Genomic DNA, 12,159 nt, shown 5'->3' on the forward strand with positions numbered 1-12,159 from the left:
GTGCGCGCGTGATCGACTTCAGGCAGTCCGTGCGGCTCTGGTTCGCGCCCCAGCGCATCGCGGAGGAGGGCGACACGCCCGACTACCGCTTCTCGCTGGCCAACGAGCGCACCTTCCTCGCCTGGCTGCGTACCGCACTCGCGCTGATCGGCGGCGGTTTCGCCGTGGACCAGTTCCTGCCGGACCTGCGCTGGGGCTGGCGCGTCGGCCTTTCCCTGTCCCTGCTCGGGGCGGGCGTCCTGTGCTCGCTGCGCGCGATCAACCACTGGGTGCGCTGCGAGCGCGCGATGCGGCGCGGCGAGGACCTGCCGGTGTCCCGCTTCCCCGTACTGCTCGGCATCGCCGTCGCGGTGGTCGCGCTCGCGATGGTCCTGGTCGTCCTGGCGGGCTGGGCGGGATGACCGCGCCGGAACGGGACCCGGGACTCCAGCCCGAAAGGACCCGGCTCGCGTGGCGGCGTACGACGTTGGCCGCGACCGTGGCCACGGTGCTGGCGGCGAGGGCCGCCGCGCACGACAGGACGACCGCGTTGGGCGCGGTGGCGAGCGGGCTGTGCGTACTGCTGTGGCTGGCCTTCCTGGCCGTGGCACACCGGCGGATCGTCGCGCTGGCCGGCGCCCAGGGCCGCCCGCCCCGGCTGAGCCCCCGGTACGCGGCGACGGCGGCCGTCTGCACGGTGGCGCTGGCGGTGTGCGCGGCGGCGGTCGTGTTCTGAGCGCGAAGGGGGCCGCGGTGGCTCAGTCGGCCCAGTCGACCGTCACGACCAGCTTGCCCCGGGTGTGGCCCTCGGCGCTGCGGCGGTGTGCGTCGGCCGCCCGCTCCAGCGGGAACGTCTCCGCGACATGGACCGTGAGCACGCCCTGCTCGGCGAGGTCGGACAGCCGGGCGAGGTCGTGCGGGTCGGGGCGGCAGTAGACGTACCGGCCGCCGAGGCCGAGTACATGGTGGTCGGCGATCGACGCGAGGCGCCCCTCCGGCGCGAGGAGCTCCGCCGACCAGCGGAGGGTCTCGCCGCCGATCGTGTCGAAGACGGCGTCGAGCCCGTCCGGGGCGAGCGCCCTCACCCGATCGGCCGCGCCGTCCCCGTACGTCACCGGATCGGCGCCGAGTTCCCGCAGATAGCCGTGGTTGTGCTCGCTCGCGGTGCCGATGACTCGGGCGCCGGCGTGCCGGGCGAGCTGGACGGCCGTCGAGCCGACGCCGCCCGCCGCCGCGTGCACGAGGACCGTCTCGCCCTCCTTGACGCCGAGCGCGCCGACGACGACCTGGTAGGCCGTGAGTCCGGCCAGGGGCAGCCCGGCGGCCTCCTCGAAGCTGAGGTTGCGGGGCTTGCGGGCGAGGGTGCGGACGGGGGCGGCGACGTACTCGGCGAAGGTGCCGCGCGACAGCATGTCCTCGCGGACGTATCCGACGACCTCGTCACCGACCGCGAACTCGGTGATCGACACGCCCGGTTGAACGACCACGCCGGCGACGTCCCAGCCCGGAATCACCGGGAACACCGGGTCGAGCAGGGCGTCAAGGCGACCCTCGCGGCACTTCAGGTCGACCGGGTTCACGGCCGCGGCGCGCACCTTGACCAGCACGGAGTCCGGGCCGACCTTCGGGTCGCGGACATCGCCGTACTCCATGACCTCGGGGCCGCCGTACCGGCGGTAGCTGATGGCCTTCATGCACTGCGCCCCTCGGGGAAGTCCGTAGAAATATCAACGAGTTTCGCATACACGTACAGAAGGGGCATTACGGGCTACGCTGTGCGGGTCACCGTGCCCGCGCCGGGACCGGAATCGTCGCGTCCGTGTCCGCGCCGGCACCGGATCCCGTACCCCGAAGGTGAGCTTCATGAGCACCCTCCACCATGAGCACCCCGTCCACGAGCACACCCACGGCCCGGACTGCGGCCACCCCGAGGTCCCGCACGGGGACCATGTCGACTACGCCCACGACGGCCATCTGCACCGCAGGCACGCGGAGCACTGGGACGAGTGCGAGCCGTCGGGACACGTCGCGCACGCGGGGCACGAGCATCAGCACGGGGAGGGGTGCGGGCACACCTCCGTGCGCCACGGGGACCACGTCGACTACGTCCACGAGGGCCATCGGCACGCCGCGCACAACGGCCACTGGGACGACCACTAGACCCGCACGGTCCACCCGCAGAACCGCCGTACCTCGACAGGGCACTTACCCTGCCTTGGTACGGCGGTTCTCTTTGCCCCTGGACCTGCCCTCCGGACTTGCCCCCTGGACGTGCATACCGACTGGTCGGCATGATGTTGACTTAAGTTCACACGCGAGGGAGTGACGTATGCCCACAGGCCAGCCACCGGGCCACCCACCGGGGCTCGACCTCGATCGGCTGCGGGACCATCTGGACCGCGCCCGGCCGGGCCTGCTCGGCGGTCCGCTGACGGGACGTCTGATCGAGGGCGGGCGGTCGAACCTCACCTACGCCGTCACCGACGGCACCGCGCGCTGGGTCGTGCGCCGCCCCCCGCTCGGCCATGTCCTGGCCACCGCGCACGACATGCGGCGCGAACACCGCGTGATCGAGGCACTGCACCCCACGGCCGTCCCCGTACCGGAGCCGCTGCTGCTCTGCGAGGACGAGGACGTGCTCGGGGCGCCGTTCTACGTGATGGAGTTCGTGGACGGCACGCCCTACCGGACCTCCGGCCAGTTGGCCCCGCTGGGCGCCGAGCGGACCAGGGCCGCCGTACTCGCCCTGGTGGACACGCTGGTCGACCTGCACGCGGTGGATCCGGCGGCCGTCGGACTCGCGGACTTCGGGCGCCCCGAGGGCTTCCTCGACCGGCAGCTGCGCCGCTGGGGCAAGCAGCTCGACGCGTCGCGCGACCGCGAGCTGCCCGGTATCGACGAGCTGCACGCGGCGCTCGGCCGCGCCCTGCCGCACTCCCCCGCGCCGACGGTCGTGCACGGCGACTACCGCCTCGACAACGTCCTGATCGGCGACGGCGACCGGATCAAGGCGGTGCTCGACTGGGAGATGTCGACGCTCGGCGATCCGCTCACCGACCTGGGCCTGCTGGCGATGTACAGCGCCCGCCTTGAGGTTCCGGACTCCCCGATCAGCACCACCGCCTCCGCCCCCGGACACCCGTCCCCCGCCGAGCTGATCGAGCGGTACGCGGAGCGCTCGGGGCGCGATGTGTCGGCGGTGTCCTGGTACACGGCGTTCGCGTGGTTCAAGCTCGCCGTGATCCTCGAAGGCATCCACTACCGCTACACCCTGGGCCAGACCGTCGGCGCGGGCTTCGACCGGATGGGCCCCCTGGTGCCCGTCTTCATCGATCACGGCCTGACCACCCTTCAGGAGGGCTGATCCCCCATGGACTTCGCATTCGACGCCCGGACCGAGGAACTGCGCGGCCGGCTCCTCGCGTTCATGGACGCCTACGTCTACCCGGCCGAGGAGGTCGCTCGGGAGCAGCGCGCCCGGCTCGCCTCGCCCTGGGACACCCCGGCGGTCGTGGAGGAGTTGAAGGCCGAGGCCCGCAGGCAGGGGCTGTGGAACCTGTTCCTGCCGGACCCGGAGCACGGCGCCGGTCTGACCAACCTTCAGTACGCGCCGCTCGCCGAGATCTCCGGCCGCTCGCCCGACCTCGCCCCGACCGCCCTGAACTGCGCGGCCCCGGACACCGGCAACATGGAGGTGCTGGCCCAGTTCGGCACCGAGGCGCAGCGTAAGCAGTGGCTGCGTCCGCTGCTCGACGGTGAGATCCGGTCGGCGTTCGCGATGACGGAGCCCGAGGTGGCCTCGTCCGACGCGACCAACATCACCACCCGGATCGAGCGGGACGGCGACGCGTACGTCATCTCGGGCCGCAAGTGGTACATCTCCGGCGCGATGAACCCGCGTTGCGAGATCTTCATCGTGATGGGCAAGACCGACCCGGACGGGCCGGACATCCGCCGTCAGCAGTCGATGGTCCTGGTCCCCCGGGACACCCCGGGCGTCGAGGTGCGGCGCGCGATGCGGGTGTACGGGTACGAGGACCACGGGCACGGCGGGCACGCGGAGGTCGTGTTCGACCGGGTGCGGGTACCGGTGACGAACCTGATCGGCGAGGAGGGCGGCGGCTTCGCGATCTCGCAGGCCCGGCTCGGCCCCGGCCGTATCCACCACTGCATGCGGCTGATCGGGGTCGCCGAGCGGGCGATCGAGCTGATGTGCCGGCGGGCCGTGGCGCGTACCGCGTTCGGCAAGTCGCTGGCCCAGCAGGGCGTCGTACAGGAGTGGATCGCGGACGCGCGGGTCGCCGTGGAGCAACTGCGGCTCCTGGTGCTGAAGACGGCCTGGCTGATGGACACGGTCGGCAACAAGGGCGCGCACACCGAGATCCAGGCGATCAAGATCGCGACGCCGAGGACGGTGGTCGACATCCTCGACCGGGCGGTGCAGTTGCACGGTGCGGGCGGGGTCAGCCAGGACTTCCCGCTGGCGGAGCTGTGGGCCGGGGCGCGGACACTGCGGCTCGCGGACGGCCCGGACGAGGTGCACCAACGTTCGCTGGCGCGGCGGGAGTTGAAGCCGTACCTGTCCGAGGTGACGGGCTGACGGGCTGACGGGCTGACGGGTGAGCGCGCGTTACGGGCGCAGTGCGCGCAGCAGCAGGTCGGCGAGGTGGTCGGCGATCTCCTGCGGGGTGAGCGGGCCGTCCGCGCGGTACCAGGTCGGCAGGTGGTGCACCGAGCCGAAGTGGTAGTCGACGACGAGGTCGGCGGGCGTGGCGGTGGAGAAGACACCGGCCGCCTGCCCCTCCTCGACCAGGGCCCGGAACCGCTCGTGGTAGCGGCGCCGCTCGGCGCGTACCTGCTTGTTCTTCTCGGGGCTCAGTTGGTGCATGGACCGCTGGAAGATCGCCGCGTCGTCCAGGTTCTCGATGGTCGTGACGACGACGTCCGCCGCCGCGTCCCGCAGCCGCCGCTCGACCGGCGCCTCGGCCTCGGCGAAGCCGTCGAGGCGGTCCTGTTGGAGGCGCAGCATCCGTGCGTAGATCTCCTGGAGGAGATCCTCCTTGGAGCCGAAGTAGTGGTAGAGCGCGCCTTTGGTGACGCCGGCCGCCTCGACGATCTCCTGGACCGAGGTGCGGTCGTAGCCCTGCCCGGCGAAGAGGCGGGTGGCAGCCGCCAGCAGCCGCTGCGGTACGGGTACCCCGTCGCCGTCCGTCGTCCTGGGCACTTCGGCCACCCGCCTTCCGTCGTCACGCGTCGTCGCTCCTGCCGGAGGATCTTCTCACTGCTCGTTCTCGGCAAGTCCGACAGGTTCTCGTGGTCGAGCGGAATCGGGTCAGCGGGGCATCCCCTCCCACTTCTGCTGGAGGTGGTTCATGCCGGTGAGCCAGGTGTCGGGCTCGGTGGCGCGCACCCGGTAGTACGCGGCGACCTCGGGGTGCGGCAGGATCAGGAAGCGGTCCTCCTCGATGCCCGCGAACAGGGCCTCGGCTACGGCCTCCGGTGCGATCGCGGTGGGCACGAGGACCAGGTCGCCCGCCGAACCGGTCGCCGTGAGCATGTCGGTACGGACGCCCTGCGGGCAGATCGCGTGGACCTTGAGGCCGCGGTGCCGGTAGGTCAGCGACAGCCACTCGGCGAAGGCGTACGCGCCGTGTTTGGTGACGCTGTAGGGCGCCGCGCCGATCATGGTGAGCAGTCCGGCGGCCGAGACGGTGGAGACGAACCGGCCGCTGCCGCGCTCCAGCCACTCGGGCAACAGGGCGCGTGCCGCGCGGACATGTGCCATCACGTTGACGTCCCAGGCCGCGTCCCACACGGCTTCGTCGGCGCTCTCGGTACCGCCCGAGCCGAGCCCCGCGTTGGCGCAGTACACATCGACGGTGCCGCCGAGCGCGTCCCGAGCCTCGGCCACGATCCCCGAGGCATCCCCCGGCACCGCGATGCCGCCACACTCACCGGCCACCGCCTCGGCTTTGCCAACATCCAGATCATTGACAACAACCCGCGCCCCCACCCCGGCAAACCGCCGAGCAAGCGCCGCCCCGATCCCGCTCCCGGCACCAGTGACGACAACACCCACCCCACGCAGACTCTCCACGAACACTCTCCCTCAACTCGAACCCACCAACAGACTAAGCAGTCGGTCACCCCAACGAAACCCTGCGCTGCGCTCGCCCGAGCCGGACGGTCACCGGCGTGCTCGCCGGGGTGGGAGGTGCTGCCTGCTGCGCCAGGGCCCTTCGCTGCGGTCGCCCGGGTCGATTGGTTCGGCTGCGTCGGCGGCGGAGAAGAGAAGATGTCCGGCTGCATCGGCCGGGTGGGGGGGAGAGCTGACGCAGTCGCGATCCCCCTGCTCCCGGCGACGAAGCCGCACTGCCCGGCGGAGCCGGAACGTGTCTCCGCTGCGACGGCGAGTCGGCCCAGCAGCGAAGCACCCCACCGACGCAGCCGGAAATCCTCTCCGCCGCAACAACGAATCACCCCACGACATTGATCAGGGGCACCAAACCAACCCACCTCGGCGCGCGCAGCGATGGCCTCCGGCGCAGCCGGATTTCTTCTCCGCCGCGACGGCGAGTCGCCCCGCGGCGCTGACCGGCGGTGCCGAACCGGCCGGCGCGGGCGAGCGCAGCGAAGCATCCCCCCGGCGGAGCCGGAAGTCTTCCCCGTCGCGACGGGGAGTGCCGAACCAACCGACCCCGACAAGCGCAGCGACGCACCCCGCCGGCGGAGCCGGAAATCTTCTCCGCCGCGACGGCGAGTCGCCCCGCGGCGCTGACCGGCGGTGCCGAACCGACCGACGCGGGCGCAGCGGTGGCCTCCGGCGCAGCCGGGACCCCGGCCGCGACGGCCGTGGCAGGCGGGTGATCGCGGGGCGGCAGCGCCCCGCGCCTGGTTCCGTCACCGCACAGCCCGCGCTAGCGTTCCGTGTTCATGTCAGATCCGCGATCTTTCGGAGGTCTGCCCATGCATCTGTCCAGACGGCGCCTGCTGGCCGCCACCACCCTGGCCACCGCGGCGGCGACGGTCCCGGCCGCCGCGGCGTCCGGTGAAGGCTCGGCGCACCGCCTCAGGACCGGTTTCGAACGGCTGGTCGCGGGCGGCTACGCCGTCCTCGCCGGTGACAAGGTCGGCGTCGTCACCAATCCGACCGGCGTCACCCGGGACGTCCGGCACCTCGTGGACGTGATGCACGCCGACGACCGGGTCGACCTGGTGGCGGTGTTCGGGCCCGAGCACGGGTTCCGGGGGACGGCCCAGGCGGGCGGCTCGGAGGGCCGGTACGACGATCCGGCGACCGGACTGCCCGTCTACGACACGTATCTGAAGAGCGGACAGCCGCTCGCCGACATCTTCACGGCGTCGGGCGTGGACACGGTCGTCTTCGACATCCAGGACGTCGGCGCCCGGTTCTACACGTACATCTGGACCCTGTTCGACTGCATGGAGGCCGCGCAGCTCGCCGGCAAGCGGTTCGTGGTCCTGGACCGCCCCAATCCGGTGACCGGTCGGGGCGCCTACGGCCCGGTGCTGCACAAGGAGTTCGCGACCTTCGTCGGGCGGCAGCCGATCTCCCAGGCCCACGGAATGACGGTGGCCGAGCTGGCGCGGCTGTTCAACCACGAGTTCCTGGCGAAGCCCGTACGCCTCGACACCGTTCTGATGAGCGGCTGGAAGCGGTCCGACTTCTACGAGGCGTCGGGGCTGCCGTGGGTGCCGCCGAGCCCGAACATGCCGACGACCGACACGGCGCTCGTCTACTCCGGCACCTGTCTGTTCGAGGGCACCAATCTCTCCGAGGGGCGCGGCACGACCCGGCCCTTCGAACTGCTCGGCGCGGAGGGCATCGACCAGCGGTGGGCCGCCGCCGTGAACGAACTCGCCCTGCCCGGCGTGCACTTCCGTGAGGCGTACTTCGCGCCGACGTTCTCCAAGTTCCAGGGCAAGACGGTCGGCGGGGTGCAGCTCCATCTGGCGGACCGGGCGGCGTTCGACCCGGTACGGACCGGGATCGCGCTGCTGGTCACGGCGAAGCAGGTGTGGAGCGGCTTCGCGTGGCGCTCGGACAACTGGATCGACAAACTGACGGGGTCGACCCAGGTCCGCACGATGATCGACGCGGGAGCCGGTACGGACGAGGTGGTCGCCGCCTGGCAGGGCGAACTCGCCGCCTTCCGCGCCACCCGCAAGAAGTACCTCGCCTACCACTGACCCCGGCCGCCCGAAACCGGTGACCCGTGGGACGGGTCACCGGTCGGGCGTCACCTCAGCGGTGCGAGGGGAACTCCACGACCTGCTGGTACGTGGGCCGGTTCTGCCACTGGATCGCGCGGTGCGTGATGCCGCCGAGCGCGCGCTGCACGATCGCGTCGGAGCACCACTGGTCGCCCGCCGAGCAGCTCGCGTCGCCGGGGTAGACCGTGGCCGCGGGCACGGCCGCCGCCGTCTTGAGGGTGCTCAGGAGCGCGTCCCGGCAGGCGCCGAGATCGCCGTCACCGCAGTACGTACGGCCCAGCGGGCCCTTCACGGTCTGTCCGAGCACCGACCGCAGGTCCTTGTCGACATAGCCCCACCAGCCGTACTGGAAGGCGGAGCCCGCGTGCGCGCCGGTGGGGCCGTGGCCCGCCGACGGGGACTCGTCGATGCCGAGCTGCGCGGTCAGCGCGTCCCACAGCCCTTGCCCGAGGCCCGGTTTGAACTCGGCCTCGACCAACTTCGGCCACCAGGCGTCCAGGATGCGGATCGCGTCGGAGTGGGCGTAGGTGTGCGAGCCGGCCGATGTCTCCTTGCGCTGGGAGCCCGCCGTACGCCATGCCTCCAGTTGCTGGACGGCCTTGGTGAGCGCGGGGTCGTCGATCGGTTTGCTGCGCAGCACCTTGAGGATCTCGGGCAGGACCTGTTCCGCGCGCAGATCGGTGACGGCGGCCTCCGCCATCGCCTGGGTCAGCGAGGCCCGGGTGACACCGCCGGCCGCGACGAGCTTCTTCACCCGGCCGTCGAGGAGGTTGCCGCGGTGCACGGCGCCCAGGCTGGGGTTGGCGGCGCTGTACCGCTCGGCCTGTTTGTTGTTCCAGGAGATGTAGTAGTCCTGGTTGACCGACTGGGGGTGTTCGGCGGGCGGGGTCTGCGCCGAGGTGTTGTCGGTGGGGTCGAAGTCGCGCCATTCGTAGGTCTGTTCGGCCTTCACCGGGAACGTCGGGTCGACGTCCGCCGCGCGCACCGGGTTGGCACCGCTGTTGTAGTAGGCGATGTCGCGTGAGTCCGCGTAGAACCAGTTGAAGGCGTAGCTGATGTGCTGAGTCGCCTCGGCGAACGAGGGGGCGTCCTTCACGACGCCGGGGTCGTTCAGCATCTGGAAGCCGATGATGGAGTCGGCCTCGTGCCGGTAGGTGGAGCGCAGCGAGGCGTACGCGACGGGTTTGCCGTCGACGGTCGCGCGGTGGGTCACCACGCCGTACTGGGTTCGGAAGACCTGCATCCGGTACGAGCCGGCGGCCGTGGAGTCGGCGACGGACGGCTTCCAGGCGTTGCTCTTCTCCAGCTTCTCCATCGGTGTGCAGGTGCCCCGGTAGAGGTAGTGGGTCGACTGCTTGGTGGGCGCCGAGCCGTTGGGCTCGCAGAGCGGGACGGCGTAGGTGTCGGTGATGTCCTGTCCGGCGGAGGTCGCCGACCAGGCGTAGTCCTGGCCCCGGCCGAGCTGGATGTACATGCCGACGCCGGCGAACGAGACACCGTGCGCGCTGATACCGGGGCCCTGAAGCTCCTGCATCATGAGCAGTTGGGGTGCGAAGTACCCGGTCTGCGGGCCGAACACGGCGACGGGATGGCCGCTGGCGGTGTTCTTCCCGGACACGAGCAGGGCGTTGGACATGCCCTTCTTGGCGGCGCCGCCGCTGAACATGTCGGCGGGCAGTACCCCGTCGTCGAAGATGCCCTGTGCGCGCTTGAGGGCACTGGACGTCTTGACGGGCGTCTTCGGCAGTGACTTACCGGAGGCCGTCGGGGTGGCCGCGGCGGCGGACCTCGCCGATCCCGTGCGGTCGTACACCAACTGTTCCTTCTCCACCGAACCCGGATCCGGCAGCGCCGTGCCGCGCGCGCTGGCCGGCTTCTCCGCGTACGGGAAGGCGGTGCCGTCGTTGATCGTCAGCACGGTCTCGGGGTCGTTGCGCTGGCGGAACGACTCCCAGATCCGGGTGCCCTCCTGGACGCCGTATTTCTCCTGGGACTTGAGCAGGGACAGCGCGGCGTCGACCTCTCCCCCGCCGCCGTTGCCGAACAGACCGCCGACGACCGAGGCGAGCGCGATCATGTCGGTGATCTTGAAGGGCTGGATCTCGCCGACATTGGTGATCGAGTCGATCTTGCCGGTGAGGACGTACTCGCCGGGGAAGTACCGGCCGTTCTTGGACTGGACGCGATAGGCGTTGAGGCCGTCGATGTACGCCTGGGCGTCCGCCATGGCCTGCTCACCGCGCGCCCCGGACCGCTCCCTGAGGTAGTCGACCTGCCGCTGGAGGTCCAGCTCGGTGTACGGGGCCTGGGGCCAGAACTCCTGCTCAAGGCCCTGGTTGGCGAGGGCGCCCCCCGCGAAGGAGGTCAACTCGCCGCGCCCGATGTGCCGGAACAGGTCGATCAGCCACATCCGGTCCTGCCCGGCCGCGTAGCCCGCGCCGAACTCGGTGCCGTAGCGCGTGGTGCCCTTGATGTGGGGGATGCCGTACTTCTTGTCCCGGGTGATCGTGACATCGTCGCGGGGGCGGGTGACGGAGGCGACCTGACCGGAGGGGACACCGAAGGAGGCGTCGTTGAAGTACGTGCTCAGCGAGTCGTCGGTGAGGGACGCATACCCGGAGGACAGGGCGTCGTAGGGACCCAACTGGTCGTCGGCATGGGCCGGTTGGGTGCCGAATATCTGGTGGCCGAGTATCTCTACGAGGGTGGCGTTGCCGTTGGCCCCGGGCGGCAGGATGTCCGAGCACTGGCCGAGGCAGTAGTCGTCGTTCGGCGGCGGGGCCGCGGCCGTCGCCTGGGACGCCGGGGACAGCAGCCCCGCGCCCAGGACGAACACGACGGTGGCGGCGAGGGACCGCACGGCGCCGCGGACCGTACGGCGGAGGGGGCCGCGGGGACTGTGGGGTCCGTGGGGGGTGGTGCCGAGGGTGTTTCTGGGCGTGCGCGGTGGCATTCCTGCTCCTCCCGACATTGGTGAGCCGGAGGTTACCGCCGGTAGGTCGGGCCGTGAAGATGAACATGCGTCAACTTTTTACGGGGTGACGGCCGGGCGACCTTCGGCCGACTTTCGGGGTGACCGGCGCCTCGGCGGTCATTTCCGGCCAACTGGTGCGGGTGCCCCCGATCCACGGGAGCCGAATCGCGGGCTCATACGTCTATTCGTCAACGTCCGTACGGCGACGGCCCGCGAACGCGTACGCGGATCGCCACGTACAGGTGAGTGACAGAGGTACGGGTGACGGAGGTGCTGGGAGATGGCCGGATTCCGGAGTCTCGCGAGACAGGTGCGCGATCCGCGCAACGATCTGGCGCTACGGCGGTATTCACTGCGTAAGTGCCTGGAGAGGTTTGCCCCTTACGGGCATCGGGCGACCTGGGACCATCTCTGCTCCCGGGCGGGGTTCGACCCCGAGGACCGGTCGCCCGACCCGGCGCGGCTGGTGGCCGCGCTGGACGAGTTGGAAGCGGCGCGGGCGGTCTGGCTCGCGTACGAGGCGCAGTTCGCGGAGCGCAGGCGGCGCGAGAAGCATGACGGGCTGCGCAGTCCCGGGAGCGTGGACGACTGGCACCGGCTGACCTGGGGCGGCTTCGGTGTCGCCTGGTGCGACGATCCCCAGGTGCATCCGTCGGGGGCGCTCGCGGATGTGCTGCGGCGGCTGATCACGGCGCTGGAGCGTGAGCCCAGGGATGTGTGCCCCGTGTGCACGCGCTCCGATCTGATCGTCAAGGCCGACCCGGACTCGGGTCCCGTGTGCCGGACGTGCGGCATCGTGGTGCCGCGCCCGGTCCTGACCCCCGCGACACTCCAGCGAGTGCGGCGCGACGGCGTACTGCTCCCGCTGTCGGCGTGACCCGTTGACCCGGTGACCCGAAGGGGTGCGGAGGCGAGACCGCATCCCCCGTCACCGGTGCCGCCGGACCCGCACCGTCGTGGTTCCCGTCGCG

General features: G+C 71.1%; 11 protein-coding genes. 7 read left to right on the forward strand and 4 right to left on the reverse strand.

The features are described 5' to 3' along the window. Positions 1-8 precede the first annotated feature (8 nt). Both ACFVT5_RS36425 and ACFVT5_RS36430 read left to right on the forward strand, forming a co-directional pair. Positions 9-401: a YidH family protein gene (locus ACFVT5_RS36425; protein WP_389897192.1), complete on the forward strand. Its 393-nt coding sequence runs from the start codon at positions 9-11 to the stop codon at positions 399-401. Further along, positions 398-715 carry a DUF202 domain-containing protein gene (locus ACFVT5_RS36430; protein WP_389897194.1) on the forward strand — a complete coding sequence of 106 codons (318 nt, stop codon included), beginning with the start codon at positions 398-400 and terminating at the stop codon, positions 713-715. Before ACFVT5_RS36425 ends, ACFVT5_RS36430 begins: the two co-directional genes overlap by 4 nt. A gap of 22 nt (positions 716-737) precedes the next feature. On the opposite strand, the gene ACFVT5_RS36435 is transcribed toward ACFVT5_RS36430, so the two are convergent. After that, the gene (locus ACFVT5_RS36435; protein ID WP_389897197.1) at positions 738-1,673 is read right to left on the reverse strand and encodes an NADP-dependent oxidoreductase; all 936 of its coding nucleotides are present in this window, start codon (positions 1,671-1,673) and stop codon (positions 738-740) included. A gap of 169 nt (positions 1,674-1,842) precedes the next feature. Between ACFVT5_RS36435 and ACFVT5_RS36440 the strand changes: the two genes are divergently transcribed. The 3 genes from ACFVT5_RS36440 to ACFVT5_RS36450 all read left to right on the forward strand — a co-directional run bounded on the left by ACFVT5_RS36440 (position 1,843) and on the right by ACFVT5_RS36450 (position 4,579). Beyond that, positions 1,843-2,139 (forward strand): hypothetical protein, encoded by a 297-nt coding sequence (locus ACFVT5_RS36440; RefSeq protein WP_389897200.1) that lies wholly within the window; start codon positions 1,843-1,845, stop codon positions 2,137-2,139. A 169-nt stretch (positions 2,140-2,308) separates the two neighbouring features. After that, positions 2,309-3,343 carry a phosphotransferase family protein gene (locus ACFVT5_RS36445; protein WP_389897203.1) on the forward strand — a complete coding sequence of 345 codons (1,035 nt, stop codon included), beginning with the start codon at positions 2,309-2,311 and terminating at the stop codon, positions 3,341-3,343. A gap of 6 nt (positions 3,344-3,349) precedes the next feature. Further along, positions 3,350-4,579, forward strand: coding sequence for an acyl-CoA dehydrogenase family protein (locus ACFVT5_RS36450; protein WP_389897206.1), 1,230 nt, complete (start codon positions 3,350-3,352; stop codon positions 4,577-4,579). Between the two features lie 30 nt (positions 4,580-4,609). On the opposite strand, the gene ACFVT5_RS36455 is transcribed toward ACFVT5_RS36450, so the two are convergent. Beyond that, complete coding sequence (locus tag ACFVT5_RS36455; RefSeq protein WP_389897208.1) at positions 4,610-5,203, reverse strand: TetR/AcrR family transcriptional regulator; 594 nt, start codon at positions 5,201-5,203, stop codon at positions 4,610-4,612. 108 nt (positions 5,204-5,311) lie between these two features. Further along, positions 5,312-6,076, reverse strand: a complete 765-nt coding sequence (locus ACFVT5_RS36460) for an SDR family oxidoreductase (protein WP_389897210.1) — start codon at positions 6,074-6,076, stop codon at positions 5,312-5,314. Between the two features lie 869 nt (positions 6,077-6,945). Between ACFVT5_RS36460 and ACFVT5_RS36465 the strand changes: the two genes are divergently transcribed. Next, the gene (locus ACFVT5_RS36465; RefSeq protein ID WP_389897213.1) at positions 6,946-8,190 is read left to right on the forward strand and encodes an exo-beta-N-acetylmuramidase NamZ domain-containing protein; all 1,245 of its coding nucleotides are present in this window, start codon (positions 6,946-6,948) and stop codon (positions 8,188-8,190) included. 55 nt (positions 8,191-8,245) lie between these two features. Here the strand turns inward: ACFVT5_RS36465 and ACFVT5_RS36470 are convergent, their stop codons facing one another. Then, complete coding sequence (locus tag ACFVT5_RS36470; protein WP_389897216.1) at positions 8,246-11,167, reverse strand: penicillin acylase family protein; 2,922 nt, start codon at positions 11,165-11,167, stop codon at positions 8,246-8,248. Between the two features lie 301 nt (positions 11,168-11,468). Here ACFVT5_RS36470 and ACFVT5_RS36475 point away from each other — a divergent pair, with 301 nt between their 5' ends. Next, entirely contained in the window at positions 11,469-12,065 is a 597-nt protein-coding gene (locus ACFVT5_RS36475; protein ID WP_389897218.1) for a hypothetical protein, read from the forward strand. The last annotated feature ends 94 nt before the right edge of the window (positions 12,066-12,159 follow it).

Source organism: Streptomyces sp. NPDC058001, from assembly GCF_042886315.1.
Classification (GTDB): domain Bacteria; phylum Actinomycetota; class Actinomycetes; order Streptomycetales; family Streptomycetaceae; genus Streptomyces.

Excerpts from the sequence above, each read along its gene's own strand:
- ACFVT5_RS36465 (WP_389897213.1), top strand. The coding sequence starts at position 6,946 with ATGCATCTGTCCAGACGGCGCCTGCTGGCCGCCACCACCCTGGCCACC.
- ACFVT5_RS36435 (WP_389897197.1), bottom strand. The coding sequence starts at position 1,673 with ATGAAGGCCATCAGCTACCGCCGGTACGGCGGCCCCGAGGTCATGGAG.
- ACFVT5_RS36475 (WP_389897218.1), top strand. The coding sequence starts at position 11,469 with ATGGCCGGATTCCGGAGTCTCGCGAGACAGGTGCGCGATCCGCGCAAC.
- ACFVT5_RS36440 (WP_389897200.1), top strand. The coding sequence starts at position 1,843 with ATGAGCACCCTCCACCATGAGCACCCCGTCCACGAGCACACCCACGGC.
- ACFVT5_RS36450 (WP_389897206.1), top strand. The coding sequence starts at position 3,350 with ATGGACTTCGCATTCGACGCCCGGACCGAGGAACTGCGCGGCCGGCTC.
- ACFVT5_RS36470 (WP_389897216.1), bottom strand. The coding sequence starts at position 11,167 with ATGCCACCGCGCACGCCCAGAAACACCCTCGGCACCACCCCCCACGGA.
- ACFVT5_RS36445 (WP_389897203.1), top strand. The coding sequence starts at position 2,309 with ATGCCCACAGGCCAGCCACCGGGCCACCCACCGGGGCTCGACCTCGAT.
- ACFVT5_RS36430 (WP_389897194.1), top strand. The coding sequence starts at position 398 with ATGACCGCGCCGGAACGGGACCCGGGACTCCAGCCCGAAAGGACCCGG.